14 protein-coding genes are annotated in these 19,505 nt (G+C 70.5%); 12 read left to right on the top strand and 2 right to left on the bottom strand.

All coding sequences use genetic code 11. The annotated features are described in order from the left end of the window. The 7 genes from MJ797_RS05775 to murD all read left to right on the top strand — a co-directional run. Positions 1 to 1,797: penicillin-binding protein 2 (locus tag MJ797_RS05775; RefSeq protein ID WP_239332566.1), on the top strand; the 1,797-nt coding region annotated here is incomplete at its 5' end. 42 nt (positions 1,798 to 1,839) lie between these two features. Further along, on the top strand, positions 1,840 to 3,417 hold the full coding sequence (locus tag MJ797_RS05770) for a UDP-N-acetylmuramoyl-L-alanyl-D-glutamate--2,6-diaminopimelate ligase (RefSeq protein WP_239332564.1): 1,578 nt from the start codon (positions 1,840 to 1,842) through the stop codon (positions 3,415 to 3,417). Then, positions 3,414 to 4,829: a UDP-N-acetylmuramoyl-tripeptide--D-alanyl-D-alanine ligase gene (gene murF / locus MJ797_RS05765; protein WP_239332562.1), complete on the top strand. Its 1,416-nt coding sequence runs from the start codon at positions 3,414 to 3,416 to the stop codon at positions 4,827 to 4,829. The genes MJ797_RS05770 and murF overlap by 4 nt, the downstream gene beginning before the upstream one ends. Then, a complete protein-coding gene (mraY, locus tag MJ797_RS05760) occupies positions 4,826 to 5,893 on the top strand; it encodes a phospho-N-acetylmuramoyl-pentapeptide-transferase (protein ID WP_239311148.1) in 1,068 nt (355 codons plus the stop codon). The genes murF and mraY overlap by 4 nt, the downstream gene beginning before the upstream one ends. 157 nt (positions 5,894 to 6,050) lie before the next feature. After that, on the top strand, positions 6,051 to 6,890 hold the full coding sequence (gene pgeF, locus MJ797_RS05755) for a peptidoglycan editing factor PgeF (RefSeq protein WP_239332560.1): 840 nt from the start codon (positions 6,051 to 6,053) through the stop codon (positions 6,888 to 6,890). Further along, positions 6,887 to 8,215, top strand: coding sequence for a hypothetical protein (locus MJ797_RS05750; RefSeq protein ID WP_239332558.1), 1,329 nt, complete (start codon positions 6,887 to 6,889; stop codon positions 8,213 to 8,215). The genes pgeF and MJ797_RS05750 overlap by 4 nt, the downstream gene beginning before the upstream one ends. Continuing rightward, a complete protein-coding gene (gene murD, locus MJ797_RS05745) occupies positions 8,163 to 9,527 on the top strand; it encodes a UDP-N-acetylmuramoyl-L-alanine--D-glutamate ligase (protein ID WP_239332556.1) in 1,365 nt (454 codons plus the stop codon). The genes MJ797_RS05750 and murD overlap by 53 nt, the downstream gene beginning before the upstream one ends. A 62-nt stretch (positions 9,528 to 9,589) precedes the next feature. Here the strand turns inward: murD and MJ797_RS05740 are convergent, their stop codons facing one another. Further along, positions 9,590 to 10,975 carry an FAD-binding oxidoreductase gene (locus MJ797_RS05740; RefSeq protein WP_239332554.1) on the bottom strand — a complete coding sequence of 462 codons (1,386 nt, stop codon included), beginning with the start codon at positions 10,973 to 10,975 and terminating at the stop codon, positions 9,590 to 9,592. A 319-nt stretch (positions 10,976 to 11,294) separates the two neighbouring features. Here MJ797_RS05740 and ftsW point away from each other — a divergent pair, with 319 nt between their 5' ends. The 4 genes from ftsW (at position 11,295) to murC (MJ797_RS05720) (ending at position 16,772) form a co-directional block, all read left to right on the top strand. Next, positions 11,295 to 12,653, top strand: coding sequence for a putative lipid II flippase FtsW (ftsW, locus tag MJ797_RS05735; protein WP_374581517.1), 1,359 nt, complete (start codon positions 11,295 to 11,297; stop codon positions 12,651 to 12,653). Positions 12,654 to 12,802: 149 nt separating this feature from the next. Then, positions 12,803 to 14,032 (top strand): PLP-dependent aminotransferase family protein, encoded by a 1,230-nt coding sequence (locus MJ797_RS05730; RefSeq protein WP_239332552.1) that lies wholly within the window; start codon positions 12,803 to 12,805, stop codon positions 14,030 to 14,032. Positions 14,033 to 14,177: 145 nt separating this feature from the next. Beyond that, positions 14,178 to 15,308 (top strand): undecaprenyldiphospho-muramoylpentapeptide beta-N-acetylglucosaminyltransferase, encoded by a 1,131-nt coding sequence (gene murG, locus MJ797_RS05725; protein WP_239332550.1) that lies wholly within the window; start codon positions 14,178 to 14,180, stop codon positions 15,306 to 15,308. A gap of 30 nt (positions 15,309 to 15,338) precedes the next feature. Continuing rightward, positions 15,339 to 16,772: a UDP-N-acetylmuramate--L-alanine ligase gene (gene murC / locus MJ797_RS05720; protein ID WP_239332548.1), complete on the top strand. Its 1,434-nt coding sequence runs from the start codon at positions 15,339 to 15,341 to the stop codon at positions 16,770 to 16,772. Between the two features lie 523 nt (positions 16,773 to 17,295). Here the strand turns inward: murC (MJ797_RS05720) and MJ797_RS05715 are convergent. Next, positions 17,296 to 17,868, bottom strand: coding sequence for a Uma2 family endonuclease (locus tag MJ797_RS05715; protein WP_239332546.1), 573 nt, complete (start codon positions 17,866 to 17,868; stop codon positions 17,296 to 17,298). 127 nt (positions 17,869 to 17,995) lie between these two features. On the opposite strand from MJ797_RS05715, the gene murC (MJ797_RS05710) reads away from it, so the two are divergent. Continuing rightward, entirely contained in the window at positions 17,996 to 19,444 is a 1,449-nt protein-coding gene (gene murC, locus MJ797_RS05710) for a UDP-N-acetylmuramate--L-alanine ligase (protein ID WP_239332544.1), read from the top strand. The last annotated feature ends 61 nt before the right edge of the window (positions 19,445 to 19,505 follow it).

Below are 19,505 nucleotides of genomic sequence, written 5' to 3'. Positions count from 1 at the left end.
GTGCGGGCCCGCGGGGCCGGGGCCCGCCGGCCACCGCCCCGCATGCGCCCAGCCCGTCCACCGCTGCGGCTGGGCAGTCCGCGCCGCAGGCTGCGGGCCGCGGTCGTCATCCTGTGTTCGCTGCTGATCGTGCTCGCTGGCCGGCTGACACAGCTGCAGGCGTTCCAGGCGTCCACCTACGCCCGGCGCGCCGAGCAGGAGCGGCTGCACATCGCGGCGTTGCCCGCGGTCCGTGGTGTCATCACCGACCGCGGTGGGGCGGTGCTGGCGCAGGATGTCGACGCGCGCTCGGTGTACGCGGACCCGCGCAACATCACCGATGCCCGTGCCGTCGCCAACCTGCTCGCCCCCATCCTTCAGGTGCCCGCGGACACCCTGGTGGCCAAGTTCAGGAGCAGCGGACGTTTCGTCTACCTCGCCCGTGGGCTCGACCCGGCCGTGGGCGCGACGGTGACCAAGCTCCAGCTGGCCGGTATCGGTGTCCTGGAGGAGCGCCGCCGGCTGTACCCGTCCGGTTCCCTGGCCTCCAACGTCGTGGGTTTCACCACGGTCGGTGACAATGATGTCCTCGTGGGTGGTGGCGGTATCGAAGGCGCCTACGATCGGGTGCTGCGTGGCATCGACGGGGCGCGCCGTGTCGAGATGGATCCGGCGGGCCGGCCCATCCCGTCCGCGGCGAGCCGGGAATCCGATCCGGTGCCGGGCTCGAGCGTGCGGCTCACGCTCGACCGCGACATCCAGTGGGCCGCGCAGGGCGCGATCGCCGACGCGGTGCGCGCCACCCAGGCGGACGGCGGAAGCGTTGTGGTCATGGTCCCGGGCAGCGGGGACATCCTGGCGATGGCGGATGCGCCGGACTACGACCCCAACAAGATTGCCAGTGCTGATCCGTCGACGCTGAAGAACCGCGCCACCCAGGACGTCTACGAGCCCGGGAGCGTCAACAAGGTGATCACTATGGCCGCGGCGATAGACCGCGGCCTGATCTCGCCGGAGACGCCGGTGACGGTGCCGTCGAGTATGCGCATCGCGGGCCAGACCTTCATGGACGCGGAGCCGCACGGTGTGGAGCACCTCACCGCGGCCGGGGTGCTGGCGCGGTCGAGCAATCTCGGGACGATCCAGATCGCGAGCAGGATCGGTTCCGCCAACCTGGAGACCGCGCTGCGCGCCTTCGGGCTCGGGTCGAGGACCGGGCTGCGGTTCCCGGGCGAGAGCGCGGGCATCCTCAAACCATCGTCGGCCTGGGATCCCCAGCAGGCCGCCACGATCTCCTATGGACAGGGAATGTCCGCGACCGCGATCCAGATGGCGTCGGTCTACGCGACCATCGCCAACGGCGGGGTGCGGGTCTCACCCCGCTTGGTGGAGAGCACCACCTCACCGGACGGGGCCGTGCACACCACGCCTCGCGACCCTGGCACCCGGGTGGTCGCCGCGAGCACCGCCACGACCATCTCGCAGATGCTGGAAGCGGTGGCCACCGACTCGGGGACCGCGCCGCTGGCGGCCATCGACGGGTACCGCGTCGCGGGCAAGACCGGAACGGCCCAGCGGCTCGGCCCATCCGGTCACTACAACGGCTATGTCGCCTCGTTCGTGGGCTTCGCCCCCGCCGACCAGCCCCGGGTGGTGGTGGAGGTGGTACTCGACAACCCCCGTGACGGCCACTTCGGCGGGACGGTCGCCGCGCCGGTGTTCCAGAAGGTGATGACCTTCGCGCTGGCGACGCTCGCGGTGCCCCCGCCTGGCACGACAGCACCCAGGTTCGTTCTCGATCGCGATGCCAGGCGCTGACCGGTCGCGGGCTCGGGACGGCTGGATACTAGGGTCGGTGCCGTGGCCTCACCGGTGTTGCGTCCGGTTGCCCCGCCGGCGCGGGTGCTCACCGACCTGATGTCCCGATGTGTTGATCTTGTTTCTCGCGGTGCTCCGCCCGGAGGGGTTGTCGTCCGCGGTATCACCCATGATTCACGGGCGGTCCAGCCCGGCGATCTTTACGCGGCGCTGCCAGGCGCTCGCGTGCACGGCGCGGCCTTCACCGAGCAGGCGCTCGCGGCCGGTGCCGTGGCCGTGCTCACCGACCCGGCCGGTGCCGACCGGGTATCCCAGCTCCCGGCCGGGCGGGCCGGGGTACCCGTGCTTACCAGCGCCGACCCGCGCGCCGTGCTGGGAACGGCCGCGTCGTGGGTCTACGGCGACCCGTCACGCTCCCTGCGGCTGCTGGGCGTCACCGGTACCAACGGCAAGACAACCGTGGCATATCTGCTGGAGGCAGGGCTGCGTGCCGCCGGTCACACGACCGGGCTGCTCGGCACCATCTCGACGCGGGTGGCCGGTGCCGCGGTCCCCTCGGTGCGTACCACCCCAGAGGCGACCGACCTACAGGGGCTGCTTGCGGTCATGGTCGAACAAGGAGTGACGGCGGCGGCGATGGAGGTCTCCAGCCACGCTGTCGCGCTGCACCGAGTGGATGGGATCGGTTTCGCCGGTGTGGCCTTCACCAACCTCAGCCAGGATCATCTCGACTTCCACCCGTCCATGGAGGCCTACTTCGCGACCAAGGCCGCCCTGTTCACCCCCGAGCGGACCGAGGTCTCCGTCATCGACATCGACACCCCGTGGGGACGCCGGCTCGCCGCAGCCGTCCCCACGGCGGTGACCTGCGGGCGCGCTGCTGACGCGCGCTGGCGTGCGAGCGACGTCGTCGCCAGTCCCGCCGGAAGCACCTTCCGCGCGCACGGCCCACACGGGGTGGACGTTGAGGTGCGCATCGCGCTGCCTGGCGCCTTCAACATCAGCAATGCCCTGGTGGCGCTGGCGCTGCTCGTCACCACCGGGGTGGAGGCCGGCGCCGCCGCGGCCGGGCTCACGGCCCTGCCCGGCGTGCCGGGCAGGATGGAGCGGATCGACGCGGGCCAGCCCTTCGTCAGCCTCGTCGACTACGCCCATACCCCGGACGCGGTGGAGACGCTGCTGAGTACTGTGCGGGCGTTGGTCGACGGGCGTGTGATCATCGTGCTCGGCTGTGGTGGCGATCGTGATCGTGGCAAGCGTGCCCTGATGGGAGCCGCCGCGGTCCGCGGCGCCGATATAGCGATCTTCACCAGTGACAACCCCCGGTCGGAGGATCCGGAAATGATCATCGCTCAGATGCGCGCGGGCGCCGCGACGCTGCCTTCCGGGGGCGCCGATGGTGCGCTGGTGGAGGTCGACCGTGCCGCGGCGATCCGTCTCGCGGTGAGCCTCGCCGGACCCGCGGACGCGGTCGTGGTGGCCGGCAAGGGACATGAGACCGGGCAGGAGCGCGGCGGTGTCGTGACACCCTTCGACGACCGGGACGTGCTGCGGGCGGAGCTGGCCCAAGCCGGCACCGGATCGCGTCCGGGCCTCGGCCGGAGGGGTGTTCACCGGTGATACCGCTTTGCCTGCGTGAGGTCGCGGCCGTCGTCGGCGGCCGGCTCGACGCCGTGTCCGATCCGGACACGCCGGTCACCGGTGTTGTGATCGATTCGCGCCAGGCCGGTGCCGGTGCGTTGTTCGTCGCCGTGCCCGGTGCCCGGGCTGACGGCCACGACTTCGCCGCGGACGCGGTACGGGCCGGCGCGGCCGCGGTGTTGGCGGCCCGGCCGGTCGGCGTACCGGCGGTCGTGGTCCCCGACCCCACGGCCGCGCTCGCTGCGCTTGCCACCGAGGTGCGCACCCGCTCGTCGGCGACGGTTGTCGCCGTGACCGGATCGTCCGGCAAGACCACCACGAAGGATCTGCTCGCCGATCTGCTGGGTGAGCTGGGACCGACGGTCGCCGCGCCCGGTTCGTTCAACAACGAGATCGGGCTGCCGCTGACACTGCTGCGCCTGGAGCCGACCACCGGGTTCGTCGCGCTGGAGATGGGCGCCCGTGGCCTCGGCCATGTCGCCGCCCTGTGCGAGGTGGCCCGCCCCGACGTCGGGGTCGTGCTGAACGTCGGCTCGGCGCATGTCGGTGAGTACGCGGACGGGCGTGCCGGGATTGCCCGGGCCAAGGCCGAGCTCGCCGAGGCCGCGTCGGGCGCCGCCGTGCTGAACATCGACGATCCGCTGGTCGCGGCCATGGCCACCCGGGCTCGCGGTGATGTGATCATGTTTGGCGAGAGTGTCCGGGCTGACGTGCGGGCCGACGGCGTGCGTGTCGACGACCGCGGGCACGCGCGGTTCGACCTTCTCACGGCCGGCGAACGGCATCCCGTCTCGTTGAACCTCGTCGGCGCGCACTACGTCACGGCCGCGCTGGCCGCGGCGGCGGCCGCGATCCGTCTCGGGCTGTCCCCGCGGCGAGCCGCGGCCGCGTTGTCCCGCGCCCAGGCCCGCAGCCGTTGGCGGATGGAGGTCACCGTGACCGGCAACGGCGTCACCGTCATCAACGACGCCTACAACGCCAACCCGGAATCGATGCGGGCGGCGCTGAAGACACTGGTCGAGATGAGCCGCGGCCGGCGGGCCTGGGCGGTGCTCGGGGGCATGGGAGAACTCGGCGCGGCCGCGGACGACGAGCACGACGCGCTCGGCCGGCTGGTGGTCCGCCTGGGTGTGCCGCGGCTGGTGGTGGTGGGGGCCGAGGCTCGCCGGATACATCTCGGGGCGTCGCTGGAGGGCTCGTGGTCAGGGGAGTCCGTCTGGGTGGCGGACGTCGAGGCGGCCCGCGGGCTGCTGCGGGAGCGAGTGGCGCCAGGTGATGTCGTGCTGGTGAAGGCATCCCGGGCGTTCGGGCTGGAGCGGATCGCGGACGACCTCGCGGCCGGTGCACCGACGGACCCCGCCCGGCCCGTCGAGCGAGGTGCGCACGGGTGAGAGGCGTACTGGTCGCCGCGCTGGTAGCCCTGGTGGCGTCGCTGCTGGGCACACCATCGGTCATCCGCCTGTTCCGTCGGCGGGGTTACGGACAGGAAATTCGCGAGGACGGACCGTCAAGCCATCTTACCAAGCGTGGCACACCCACGATGGGCGGCACGGTCATCATCCTGGCGACGCTGGCCGGCTACTTCGTCGCGCATCTGATCACGATGAACGGATTCACCGCGTCCGGGTTATTGGTGCTGCTGGTCATGACCGGTCTGGGGATGGTCGGTTTCCTCGATGACTACATAAAGATCCGCAAGCAGCGCAGTCTCGGGCTCACCGCGCGGACCAAGTTCGCCGGTCAGGCCGCGGTGGCGCTGGCGTTCGGCCTGCTGGCCGTCCGCTTCAAGAACGCCAACGGCCTGCTGCCGGGGTCCACGTTTGTTTCGATCGTCCGGGACACCGATTTCTCGATCGGTTTGATCGGTTTTCCGCTGCTCGCCTGGATAATCATTGCGGCGACGTCGAACGCGGTGAACCTCACCGACGGGCTGGACGGCCTGGCCGCCGGTACCTCGGCGATGGTGTTCGGTGCCTATGTGGTGATTTCCTTCTGGCAGTTCGGCAATCTCTGCGGACGCGGTCCCGCGCAGGACGGCTGCTACTTCGTCCGCGACCCGCTGGACGTGGCGCTGGTCGCGGCCGCGGCCATGGGCGCCTGTTTCGGATTTCTGTGGTGGAACGCGAGCCCGGCGAAGATATTCATGGGTGACACCGGCTCGCTGGCCCTCGGCGGGGCGTTCGCGAGTATCGCGATCGTCAGCCGGACCGAGTTGTTGCTGTTCGTCCTCGGCGGGCTTTTTGTGGTCGAGACGCTTTCGGTGATCATTCAGGTGGCCTTCTTCAGGGCCACCCGGAAGCGGGTCTTCAACATGGCGCCGATCCACCACCACTTCGAACTGGCTGAGTGGCCGGAGACCACGGTCATCATCCGCTTCTGGATTGTCTCCGGACTCGCCGTGGCGTTCGGGCTCGGGTTGTTCTACGCGGAGTTCCTCTCGCACGGCGGTTCCTGATGTGTATCCTCGACGCAGTCGGTCCCGGCCGGTGGCGGCGGGGGCTGTCCGCCATGTTGTCCCGGGGTTTCCGGTTATGGATTCACATCAGTGGTCAGTCACGTTGGAACGGACGGTACCGGACGTTGAGAGCCGACAGCTGGCGAGGTCGTCGGAGATGACCGCCGGCATGGCGGCATCGCGGTTTCGCCGAACACCGTCCGGCCTGGAGGTACTGTGCTGGCCGGGCTTTGATGACCGGCTGGTGGATGTCTTTGTCACCACCCGTACCGGCGGTGTTTCCCGCGGCGCCTACACCTCACTCAATCTGAGTCTGCGGGCCGGGGACGACGACGCGGACGTACTGGCGAACCGGGCGACAGTGGCCGAGGCGCTCGGTACCACCGTGGACGACTTCGTGTTCTGCGCCCAGGCACACAGCCCGAATATCGCCATCGTGACCGATGAGCACCGTGGGCGGGGCAGCCGTTCGGCCTCGGACGCGCTGCCGCTGACCGACGGGCTTGTGACCACGGCGCCCGGGATCGCGCTGGCTGTCCTGGCGGCGGACTGTGTCCCGGCCGTTCTGCATGATCCGGTCGCCGGGGTGCTCGCGTGTGTGCACGCCGGTTGGCGCGGGACCGTGCGCGGCGCCGTCCCCGCGGCGCTGGCGGCCATGCGGCGGCTGGGCGCCGCCGCGTCGAATGTCGTCGCCGGTGTCGGGCCCGCGATCGACCCGGACCGTTACCAGGTTGGGGCGGAGGTCGTGGCCGCCGTCCGGGCCGCCTTCGACGGGCGCGCGGACGAGGTGATCCGCGCCGACGGGCTCGGGAAGTGGACTTTTGACGTGGCCGGAGCGAACGTCATGCAGCTGGTTGCCGAGGGCGTGCCGGAAGGCCAGATCCACGTCGCGGGGGTGGGCACCGGTCCGGGCACGCCCTTTTTCAGCTACCGGGCGGAAAACCCGTGCGGACGGTTCGCCGCGGTGGCCCGCCTGCGCGGGAAGGACGTTCTGTGATCGGGCCACCGCGGCGTGGCGAGAGCTTTCGCTATGTGGGCTACGACATCGACCCGTCACATGACCGGCTCGTGTGCCGCTACCGCCTGGACGGGCGGGAGTTCCGCGAGGACGTGACGTTCCCCGGCGGCGGGGCATGGCGCGAGCCCGCGGTGGCCGAAGCGGCCCGCCTGGTGTTCCTGCTGACGGCGGTCTCCTACTACAAGACGGCGGCCCCGCCGGTCGTCGACCTCGGTGATACCGCGGTCACCGACCTCGAGCGTGCCTTCCTGCGGGAGTTCTATCTCGACGGCCTGGGGGAGTTCGCGCACCGTAACAATCTTGACCTTTCCGGACTGCGGATCATCGGCCCGGCGCTGGCGCGCCAAACGCCGGTGGCTGTCAGCCCCGACGAGGGCCGGCCGCTGGTGCCGTTCGGCGGCGGTGTGGACTCCATCGTCACCGCGGAGCTGCTGCGGCCTCGGGCCAAGGACCCGGCGCTGTTCGTCGTCAACCATCCCGGTGACCGCTTCGAGGCCATCGAACGGGCCGCCGCTGCCACCGGCCTGCCGGTCCTCCGGGCGGAGCGGCTCATCGACACCCAGGTGCTGCGCTCGGCGGAACTCGGTTTTCTCAACGGGCATGTCCCGGTCACGGGGATTCTTTCGGCGATCGCCGTGATGGCCGCCGCGCTGGACGGGCGGGACGCCGTGGTGATGTCCAACGAGTGGTCGGCCTCCGCGGGCACCATCACGGTCGACGGCCGCTCCATCAACCACCAGTACTCCAAGGGCGAGGCGTTCGAGACCGCCCTGCGGTCGGTCCTCGTCGAGAGCCTCGGCGGCAGGCCGGAGTACTTCTCCCTGTTGCGCCCGTTCACGGAGTTGTGGATCGCTCGGCGGTTCGCCGCGCTGCCCCAGTACTTCGACTACTTCCGCAGCTGTAACCGCGCCTTCCACATCGATCCCGCTCAGCGGCTGGACCGCTGGTGCGGCCAGTGTGACAAGTGCTGTTTCATCGATCTGATCCTTTCCCCCTTCCTGGACGAGCCGACGCTGCGGCGGGTCTTCGGCGGGCGTGAGCCACTGGCTGACGTGGCGTTGCTGGGTCGTTTCCGTGCGCTGCTGGGCCTGTCCGCGGACAGCAAGCCCTGGGAATGCGTCGGCGACGTCACCGAGTGCCGGGTGGCTACCCTGCTCGCCGCCGGGCGCCGTGACCGGGCCGCCTCGCCCGTGCTCGCCGCGCTTGGCCCGCTACCGGGAGAGCCCACGCCCGAGGAGCTGCTCGTCCCGCATGGCCGACACTTCGTCCCGGACCGGTATGCGCCCGACGATCTCCTGGTCTGACCTGCGCGGCCGCGCGGTCGGTCTGTACGGGATCGGCCGTGAGGGCGAGGCCAACCTGCGTGCCTGCCGGGCGCGGGGGATCGAGCCGGTGCTCGTTGACGACGCCCCCGCCCGGACGGACATCGAGGGCAGGCCACTGTTGGTGACCGCGCTGGGCGGCTTCGATGCGCTCGCTCATTGTGATGTCGTTGTCAAAGCCCCTGGAATTTCGCGGTACGGCGAGACCGTGCGAAAGCTCGAGCGGCTCGGGGTGCCGGTGGTCGGTGGAGTGGGGCTGTGGCTCGCCGAGGCGGACCGGTCGAAAGTGGTCTGCGTGACGGGAACCAAGGGCAAGAGCACGACGTCCGCGGTTGCCGGGCACCTGCTGACCCGACTCGGTTACCGGTGCCTGGTCGCAGGCAACATCGGGATGCCACCGCATGATCCGTTCGCGGGCGACGAGTACGACTTCTGGATCATTGAGGTGTCCAGTTATCAGGCGACCGACCTGGCGTGCTCTCCGCCGGTGGTCGCGGTCACCTCGCTGCATCCCGACCACCTGCCATGGCACGGCGATGACCCGGAGAACTACTTCCGGGACAAACTGTCCGCCTGCTCCCAGCCCGGTGCCGACCTCACCATCGCCAACGGTGACAGCGACCTGATCCGCGCCCACCGGCAGCTGCTCGGGCCCAGGGTGCGGTGGGTGTGTGCGGACGCCGCCGCGGACGGTGACTGGCTGCGGCAGCTGGGGCTGCTCGGTCTCCACAACCGGCGTAACGCCCTGATCGCCGCCGCCTGTCTGCGGGCACTCGGCGTACCCGAGGCGGACGACGGCGACAAGCTGCGTACCGCGGCGGAGGGCTTCAGCGGGCTGGACAGCCGGCTCCAGGTGATCGGAGAAGTGGGCGGGGTCTGTTTCGTCGATGACAGCCTGTCCACCAACGTCCTGCCGACACTCGCCGCCGTCGAGGCCTTCGGCGACCGCAGGATCGCCGCGGTCGTGGGCGGCCAGAGCCGGGGTATCGACTACCGGCCGCTGGCCGTCGGTCTACGCACCCGCACCTTGGACACACTTGTCCTCACCGTGCCGGACAACGGCCCCGACATCCGCCGGCAGGTCACCGAGGCTGGTGCCGGCCCACATGTCACGATCGTGGACGCGCCTGATCTCACCACCGCCGTGCTCGAGGGCTACCGGTGGGCCAGGCCCGATGGCGTCGTTCTGCTGTCACCCGCGGCGCCGAGCTTCGGGCGTTTCCGTGACTACCGCGAGCGTGGCGCCGCCTTCGCGCTCGCCATGCGGGCCTGCGCCGCCACCGCGCGACAGTAGCTGCCGCCACCGCGAGACAGTCGGTTGAGAGCGCCCATCCGCACAGAACGTGTGTGTACTGGTCACGGAGCATCCGGCGGTACCAGGACGTTCGGGTTGAGGATGCCCGCGGGGTCGAAGGCCTTTTTGATCCGCCGAAACACGGCGATCTCGACCGGTGAACGGTTGAGCGGCAGCCAGCGGTGTTTGGCTGTGCCGATCCCGTGCTCGGTGCTGATGCTGCCACCGTTCGCGGCGACGAGCCGGAACACGCTGTCCTCCACCCACTCGCCGACGGTACCCGCGCCGGTGACGTTCACGTGCACATTGCCCTCGGCGACATGCCCGAACAGCCAGGCTCTCGCCCGCGGCGCAATACTCCTGACGGTGTCGGGCACGGCTTCGACGAACGCGGGCAGACCGGCGAGCGGCAGGGTGACATCCATTTTCACCGGTGTCCCGTGCGTACTGATCGATTCGGTGTGCCGTTCCCGGTAGGCCCACAGGGCCTCGCAGCCGCGTTGGTCGCCCGCGAGCGAGGCGTCGGTGACGCCGGTCAGACCGGCGACGGCCTCCGCCAGCGTGTTCAGCGGTGTCTCGCCGCCGGCCGCGTCCCCACTGACCTCGACGAGGAGGTAGGCCGCGTGCGTTGCGCGCAGCGGCCGGGACAGGCCGCATGCGTGCGTTACGAGATCCAGGCCCGCGGCGAGCATGAGTTCGGCCGCGGCGAGTCCGGGCAGGCCGTTTCGCAGCAGGGACGCCGCCGCGACCGCGTCCGGTACGGACGCGAGGCCGAGCAGGCCCACCGCCCGCGCACGGGCGGCCGGCACCAGCCGGACCCGTGCCGCGGTGATCACACCGAGCGTGCCCTCACTACCAGCAAGCAGCGACGGCAGATGGTAGCCGGTATTGTCCCGGGCGAGGCCGGCGAGGTGGGAGACCACACTGCCGTCGCCGAGGACCGCCTCCACGCCGAGCAGTTGCGCCCTGGTGTCCCCGTACCGGAGCACCCGCAGGCCACCGGCGTTCGTGGCGACGGTGCCGCCGATCGTGGCCGTGTCCCGGCTCGCGAGATCGACACCGTAGGCCAGCCCCGCCGCGGACGCCGCGCCGCGCAGCACGCTGATCGGTACGCCGGCACCGACGGTGGCCTGGCCGGCGGCAGTATCGATCAACGGGGGCTCCGCGAGGCCGCGCAGGCTGAGCACGACCTCCCCGCGGGTCGGCACGCCGCCGCCGACAAGCCCGGTGTTGCCGCCCTGGGGCACCAGCGGTATCTCATGCTCCGCGCACACCTTGACGATGGCCGCCACCTGCGCGGTGTCCACCGGACGCAGCACCGCCACCGTCCGCCCGACGAATCGGCCGGTCCAATCCCGGACGTACCCGGCCATGATCTCTGGATCCGTCAGTACCCGGGCGTCGCCGACCATGTTTCGCAGCGTCTGGACCAGCTGGTTTCGTGACATGGTTCAGTGTCGTCTCAGACCCCCGATCGGTGTTGTCGGTGGCGTTGACCCAAGCGAGGGGAGCGGTTGTAACGATAGGGGCCGATCAAATACGCTATGTCAGTATTCGATCCCGTCGGGTTGTATATGCCGGCCAGAGGCCGCGGGCGGGCTGATTTGTGCTCGACACACCCATGATGGTCGGTGTCGAACAGGCTGGCGGCATGGACTATTCGATGGGGGACCATAACCGCGTTCACCTGGAAGAACCGCGTGACTCCGGCGGTGTTCCCGGCGGGCGTGTTCCATGTGTGTTCCTTGACGAGCAGGGGAGCGGGACGTGGTGACCGGGGGCGACGAGCCCACGCTCGGTATGCCTGAGCGGGGCGGGCCGGCTGTCGACGGCACCCGGGTCCCCGTGCTTGCGCGGCCGCTGGCCTCCTACTACCTGCTGCTCTCCTCGGCTGGCCTGCTGTTGCTGCTCGGGCTGGTCATGGTGCTGTCGGCATCCAGCGTGCGGTCGTTCGACGAGCTGGGCTCGTCCTATGCGGTGTTCGCCCGGCAGGCGACCTGGGTGGGCATCGGCCTGCCACTGCTGGTGCTGGCCAGCCGGCTGCCCGTGCGGGTCTTCCGGGTACTGGCGTACCCCGTCATGATTGTCTCGTTGGTGCTGCTGACGGTCGTGCTGACCCCGCAGTTCGGGAAGCCGATCAACGGTGCGCAGCGATGGATCGAGCTGGGCTCGTACACACTGCAGCCCAGCGAGATCGCCAAGCTCGGCCTTGTGCTCTGGGGCGCGGATCTGCTGGTGCGTAAACGCAAGCTGTTGGGCGACTGGAAGCACCTGCTGGTCCCGCTTGTGCCCGGGGCGTTGCTGATCTGCGTCCTGATTATGCTTGAGCCCGACATGGGGACCACGATCGTGGTTTTGTTGATCATGCTCACGCTGTTGTGGGTGGTCGGGACGCCGCTGCGGGTCTTTGTCTCGATCAGCGGCGTGATCCTGCTGGCTGGCACCGTCCTGGCCATCCGCGAGCCGTACCGGTTCGAGCGGCTGCTGTCCTATCGCGACCCGTTCGCTGATGCCCATGACACCGGTTTCCAGGCGGTCCAGGGCCTGTACGCGCTGGCGTCGGGAGGGTGGTGGGGTGAGGGGCTCGGCGCGTCCCGGGAGAAGTGGCCGGGGCTGTTGCCCAACGCCCACACCGACTTCATCCTCGCGATCATCGGTGAGGAGCTGGGCCTGCTCGGCACATTGGTCGTCGTCATCCTGTTCGCCGTGCTCGGGTTCGCTGGCATCCGGGTCGCCCACCGCAGCGCGGACCCGTTCGTCCAGCTCGCCGCGGCATCCGCCACCGGCTGGCTGCTGGGCCAATCCATGATTAACATGGGCGCCGTGGTGGGCCTGCTCCCGATCACGGGAATCCCGCTTCCGCTGGTCTCGTTCGGGGGTTCCGCGCTGGTTCCCACGATGCTCACGGTCGGGATGCTGCTGTCGTTCGCCCGGCACGAGCCCGCGGCGACCGCGATGCTCAGTGCCAGGGCGGCGGCCCGGCGCGAGGCGCGCGAGGCAGGTGAGCCGGCGGCCAGCGGCGGGCGTCGTTTCCGGGCCCGCGCGCGGGTGGCCAGGGGCAGCCGCGGCGACAGCGGTGATGATGATGACGTTGCCGAGAGGATCTCCGCGGTCGCGCACCGCTGACCCGATACCGGGACCACCCGCCACAGGTGACAGATGATCGACAATCATGACACCGGCCGCGCGGCAAGAGGGCCGGGCCGTTGCCACGGCTGGCCGTCCCCAGGATAGTTTTCCACGAACGGCGTCCCGGCCGAGGGGTGGAGGATGGGATGAGCGACAGCGAGTCGGTCGAGGCGATCCTGCCGGGGCCGGTTCCGCTCGCCCGGCGGATGGGTGAGATCGGGACGTGGGTGATGCGTGACCCGCTGCGGCTCGGCGAGGTCCGTGATGTCATCTCGCTCGCTGGTGGGCTGCCGGCCGGGGAGACGCTGCCCGCGGCGGAGATCGGTGCGGCCGTGCACCAGGTGGCGACCTCGAAGGCAGCGACGGCCGCGTTGCAGTACTCGGCGGCTGAGGGCCTTCCCGCGCTGCGCGCCTGGATCGCGGACCGGGCGTCGGTGGACCGGGGGCGCCCGGTCGACCCGAGCCAGGTCGTGGTGACCGCCGGTGGGCTGCAGGGCCTGGACGTCATCGCGCGCGCCCTGCTCGACCCCGGGGATCTTGTAGCCATTGACGAGCCCGTCTTCCCAGGCTCCCTGCACTGCCTGGAGATGTACCAGCCGGAGTTCCTGGCGATCCCGGTTGACGACGACGGCCTGGATGTCGGCGCGCTCGCCGAACGGCTGGCCGGCGGCCAGCGTCCCAAACTTGTCTACACGGTCGCGACCTTTCATAATCCGACCGGGGCGACGCTCACCGATGCCCGGCGGCGGGAACTCGCGGATCTGGCCGAGCGGTACGGGTTCCTGGTGGCCGAGGACGAGCCGTACCCGGCGCTGCGCTTCCGGGGGGATCCCGTGCCACCGGTTGCCACCTATGGTGATCGAGTCATCACGATCGGATCCTTTTCCAAGACGCTCGGACCGGGGCTGCGGGTCGGTTGGGTACTGGTGCCGCCCGCGCTCGTCGACGCGGTGGGCCGCGCGAAGCTCTGGTCGGACCTGCATACCTCCACGCTGACGCAGTACGCCCTGCTGGAGCTCTTCGGCCGGGAGGGCTGGTATGACGCGCACCTGGCGACCCTGCCGGCCATCTACGGACGGCGGTGCGCGGCTCTGCGTGCCGCCATCAGCGAGCATTTGGCGGGGATTGTCGAGGTCAACGATCCCGCTGGTGGGCTGTTTGTCTGGGGGCGGGTCGTCGCGCCGGGCCTGTCCGCGGACGACCTGCTCGACGCCGCGGTCCGCCGCGGGGTGACATACGTGTCCGGTCCGCAGTTCGCCGTGCACAATCCCGACTCCACGACGATGCGGATGTCATTCGCGGGCAGCTCTCCGGAACGTCTTGAGCTCGCCGCCCGCCGGCTGGCCGACGCCGCGGCCGCGGCCCTGACGCCCTGACGCCCTGATGCGGAGAGGGACCGGCCGCGGTTGCGCTGTTCCTCGCGTCACCGGTGAGCCCGGCCGCGTGAGGGAGCGGCCGTCACCGCTGGTGGTGGGACCCCGGAGAGCGATCCGCCGCTGAGGTGTGTCATCGTCGTGGACGATGCTGAGGAGTGTGGTGCTCGCCGGCGGTGGCACGGCGGGCCATGTCGAACCTGCGCTGGCGGTCGCGGACGCCCTGCGGGCCGCTGACCCCCGGATGCGCCTGACCCTGCTGGGGACGGAGTCCGGGCTGGAGGCAAGGCTCGTGCCGGCCCGCGGGTACGAACTGGTGACCATCCCGAAGGTGCCGCTGCCCCGCAAACCCACGCCGTCCCTGCTCACCGTGCCCGGCAGGCTCGCCGGGGCGGTCAGCCAGGCGTCGGCGGCGCTGCTGCGGGTGCGCGCGAGCGTGGTTGTGGGCTTCGGTGGGTACGTGTCCGTCCCGGCCTACCTCGCCGCGCGCCGGGCGGGCATCCCGATCGTCGTGCACGAGGCCAACCCGGTGCCGGGGGTGGCGAACCGCATCGGTGCCCGGTTCACGTCCTTTGTGGCGGTGTCCTACCCGGGCACTCCGCTGCGCGGCGGCCGGCTCACCGGTATCCCGCTGCGTCCGGAGATTCTGAGTCTTGACCGGTCGCCGGCGGCCGCTCGGGCCGCCCGGATCAGCTACGGCCTGCACCCGGGTCACCCGACGCTGCTGGTCTTCGGTGGTTCGCAGGGGGCTCGGCGGCTCAACGACGTGATCAGCGCGACGGCCAGGGAGATCACTGCGAGCGGGGTCCAGGTCCTGCACGCGGCCGGGCCCAAGAACGTCGACACGGTGCTCGCGGCGCTGCCCCCGGACCTGCCTGTGCCCTATGTGGTGCGGCCGTATCTCGATCACATGGCATCCGCGTACGCGGCGGCGGACCTGGCCCTGTGCCGCTCCGGCGCGATGACCTGCGCGGAGCTGGCCGCGGTCGGCCTGCCCGCCGTCTACGTCCCGCTTCCGCACGGTAATGGTGAGCAGCGGCGCAATGCCCTGGCGACGGTGGAGGCCGGTGGCGGTCTGCTGATCGACGATGCCGGGCTCTCGCCGGAGTGGGTGCGCGCGGAGCTGCTGGGCCTGCTCACCTCGGCCGAGCGGCTGGCGAAGATGGCGGCGGCATGCGCCGGTTGCGGGCATCCCGGTGCGGTGGACGCGATCGTGTCGATGATCAGGGATGCCGCGGCCTCCCGCCGGCGGCAGCCGGCACGCCACGCTGCCCGCTGAACCTCGGTCCGAGGCGATGGATGGGGCAAGATGTCAGCTGTGACAGCTCGGGCGCTACCGGACAACTTCGACCGCGTGCACCTCGTCGGGATCGGTGGCGCCGGTATGAGCGGCCTCGCGCGCCTGCTGCTGCGGCGCGGCGCGTTTGTGTCCGGAAGCGATGCCCGCGACACCCGTCACCTGGCCGCGCTACGGGCGCTCGGGGCGGAGGTGATGATCGGTCATGATCCACGGCATGTCGGCGATATCCATACGTTGATCTTTTCCCAGGCCATTCCGGCTGGGAATCCGGAGGTCGAGGAGGCGAGAAGGCGCGGCCTGCGCGTCGTCTCACGGGCCGCCGCGCTGGCCGCGCTGATGCGGGGATTCCAGGGGCTCGCGGTCGCCGGTACCCACGGGAAGACGACGACCACGCTGATGGCCACCGTCGCCATGCAGGCATGCGGAGCTGACCCGTCATTCGTCACTGGTAGTGACATCAACGAGGCTGGCTCCAACGCGCATGCCGGTTCGGGTGAGATCTTCATCGCCGAAGCCGACGAGAGCGACGGCGGATTTCTCCTTCTCGAGCCGTTCGCGGCGGTCGTCACCAACGTTGAGGCCGATCATCTTGACTACTACCGTCAGCCTGCGGATGTCGACACGGCCTTCGCGCGGTTCGTCAGCGGCGTCGACCCGGACGGCTTTGTGGTGGCCTGCCTGGACGACCCTGGCGCGGCCAGGCTCATCACCGCGCTGCGGGACAGCGAAGGCCCGAAGGTGCCACGGGTCACCACCTATGGCGAGTCGGTGGACGCCCACGTCCGGGTGGAGCTCGCGATGGTCTCGCCGACCGGTTCCACCTGTGAGGTGGTCGTGCGGGGCCGGCGGCTGGGCGAGCTGACCCTGCGGGTACCCGGGCGGCACAACCTGCTGAACGCCGCGGGCGCACTGGCCGCCGGGCTGGAGCTCGGCCTGCCCGCGACTGGTCTGCTGACGGGGCTGGCGGGGTTCGCCGGTGTCCGCCGCCGGTTTGAGGCCAAGGGCACCGTCGAGGGCATCCGGGTGATCGACGACTACGCCAACCATCCCACCAAGCTCATGGCTGTGTTGCGGACCGCCCGTGACGTTGCCGACGGCGGCGGTGTCGTCGTCGCGTTCCAGCCGCACCTGTACAGCCGGACGGCGGCCTTCGCGGCCGAGTTCGGCGCCGCGTTGGGCCTTGCGGACGCTGTTGTGATCATGGATGTCTTCGGCGCGGGGGAGCGGGAGATCCCCGGGGCCGGTGGCGCGGCGATCGCCGCCCGCGTGCCGCTCCCCGCCGACCGGGTCGTCTACGAGCCGTCCTGGTCGGCCGCGGCGGGCCGGGTCGCGGCGTTCGCGCGTCCGGGCGATCTGGTGCTCACGGTCGGCGCGGGTGACGTGACCCTGCTTGGCGGGGAGATCCTGCGCGTCCTCGCCGAACGCGCCACCCTCCCCAGCTGATCATAAGGAACGCCCGAGCCTGCGGCGTCGCGAGCCAGCCGGCATCGACCCCGATTGTGTCAATGGTCGAAGATCTCGTTCGTGATAATCGTTTTGCCGGTGTCAGAGCCAGGCAACGTACACGTACACGCCGCCGAGCTCGTCGCTGTTCTTGGGTCCGATCTTTTTGGCCGTGAACCTGAACCCATGTTGGCGTAGCGTCTGTTCGTACTGACCCCGCCCCTTCAATACGACCAGTCCGCGGGTCTCGACACCAGACCGAAGTAGCGGAGCCACCGGCCTGCCGATGTTACCGCCGCATTGACCGCACTGTTTGGGATCCTGCCGCGGTTTGGGGCGGACTGCTACTTGCGGTGCGGACCAGGAGCTCCCAGGCAACGGTTGCGGTGGCTGGCCCGAATGAGGAAGGCTGCATCGGCGCGAGGCAGCCGCGCCACGCTGCGGCGGGAAGACCGCCCAAGCCGCCTCCGTGCCGGAACCGGCCGCCCTCGGCGGAGCCGTGCCGAGGAACTGATCCGTGGCGTCAGGGCAGGTGCGGCGGTGCGGCGGCGAGGAGTTCGTCGAGCAGGGTGGCCCGGTGGCTGATGTAGGCCGGTTCGCCGCGCTCGTCGGTGCCCAGCGCGTACATGTGCGCTGTCGCCGGGCCGCGGTCACGTTCGATCCGCCAAAACCGGGCGATGCCGGCGCGGGCGTACTCACCCGGTTTGATCATGCGGTCGAGGTTCTCCGATCCCGGTGAGACGACCTCCACCACGAGCAGGGTGTCAGCTGGGTCGATCCAGACGGTGCCGCGTGGGGCCGGGCGGCACAGGACGAGAACGTCCGGGCTACGGCCGCTGGAGGACTCGGTGATCCGCAGGCCCGGCGTGGCGAGCACCCGGTCTGCGCTGTGGCCGTGGGTGACCAGCCATACGATGATCTGTGTGATCAGCGCGGCGTGTTCGGCGTCGGCTGGCGGCATGACCAGCAGATTCCCCTCGGCGAGTTCGTATCGGTGGAGCTCGTCGGCCGCGGCCAGCTGGGTCACGTCATCCAGCGTGAGTGCCCGTCCGGGCAGCTGGACCAGCAGCGGAGGGGCCGGGTGCACGATCGTCACGTCGCCCTCCCCTGCCTGCCCGCTGGGACGCCCGAGCAGGATCCGATCTTCAGTGTAGCGGTGGCCCGCAGCGGCTGGGGCGTGGCTGCGGGGGAGGCGGGGTGGGGTGTGGTGTTCACTGCCTGCTGTGAACCGCGAGAACTCTCAGCATGTCCGATTCCTCGGTATCGCGGGGGCGGGCCTGTCCGCGCTCGCCCACGTCCATCTTGCCCGCGGTGGCGCGGTCAGCGGCAGTGACGCCCAGGACGCTCCCCGTCTGGACGCTCTGCGCGCCGCTGGCGCGCGGGTGCGGGTGGGGGCTGTCACGGACCCCGGCGAGCTGGCCGCGGAACTGGCCGGGGTGGACGTGGTGGTCGCCTCCAGCGCGTTCCCCGACGACCACCCCGAGCTGCTGGCTGCCCGGCGCGCTGGGATTCCCGTCCGCCGTCGCGGCGACTGGCTGCCCGAACTGACCGCCGGCTACGACCTGCTTGCGGTCGCCGGCTCGCATGGCAAGACCACCACGTCCGCCATGCTCAGCCTCGTGCTGCGGGCCGCGGGCCTCGACCCGACGGCGGTCATCGGTGCCGAGGTCGCTCAGCTCGGCGGTAACGCGCTGGTGGGCGCCGGCCGGGTGTTCGTCCTGGAGGCCGACGAGTACGGCGGGGCGTTCGCGAACCTCGACCCCGTTCTCGCGGTGATCACCAATGTCGAGTGGGAGCATCCCGATGTGTTCCCCGATGAGGCGGCCGTGTGTGCGGCCTTCACCGCGTTCGCCCTGCGGGTCCGCCCGGGGGGGACGCTCGTCGCCTGCGGCGATCATCCAGGTGTCCGGATGGTGCTTGCGGCCCTGCCGCACGGCCACGCGCGTGTCGTCGACTACGGTCTGGACGCGGGCCGCACCTGGCGGGCGGTTGATCCGCGGGCGACGCCGGGTGGCGGCGTCCGGGCAACAGTGCGGCACCGCGGCGAGGAGGCTGGGACGCTCGACCTCGCGTTGCCGGGCACCCACACCGTCCTCAACGCTCTCGCGGTACTTGCCGTGGCCACGGAGCTGGGCCTGGCCGTGCCCGACACGCTTGCGACGCTGGCGACCTACACCGGGGCGGCCCGGCGGTTCCAACGGGTCGGCACGGCCGCGCAGACTGGCTGCCGCGGCCCGTTGGAGATCGTTGATGACTACGCCCATCACCCGACCGAGATCCTGGTGACGCTGGCGGCGGCCCGCCAGCGGGCCCAGTCGCGCCGGGTGTGGGCTGTCGTCCAGCCGCACACGTTCAGCCGGCTGGCCGCTCTGATGGATGACTTCGCCGCCGCGTTCATCGATGCCGACCGGGTGTACGTCACCGACATCTACGCCGCCCGCGAGCATGACACCCTGGGTCTGCACGCCAGTGACCTGGCCAAGAAGATTTTCGTCCCGGAGACGACGTACTACGTCCCGTGGGCGGGACTCGCTGATCGGTTGGTGACCGATCTGTCGGTGAGCCTGCCAGCCGCGCCGGACGGCGTCCTGCTGCTGACACTCGGCGCTGGAACGATCACCGAGATCGGCCCGCGCCTGCTCGCGGCGCTGGATGGCACGCCGGACAGGTGAGAATCACCGCCGTGGAGGCGCTGGCGGGAGGGCGTCCGATCAGGGAGCGGCGTCCGGGTGG

The sequence above is a fragment of the Protofrankia sp. CiP3 genome (assembly GCF_917627345.1).
Taxonomy (GTDB): Bacteria; Actinomycetota; Actinomycetes; order Frankiales; family Frankiaceae; genus Protofrankia.
Note: the sequence above shows the minus strand (reverse complement) of the source record. Positions and strands in the feature narration are given on the sequence as shown.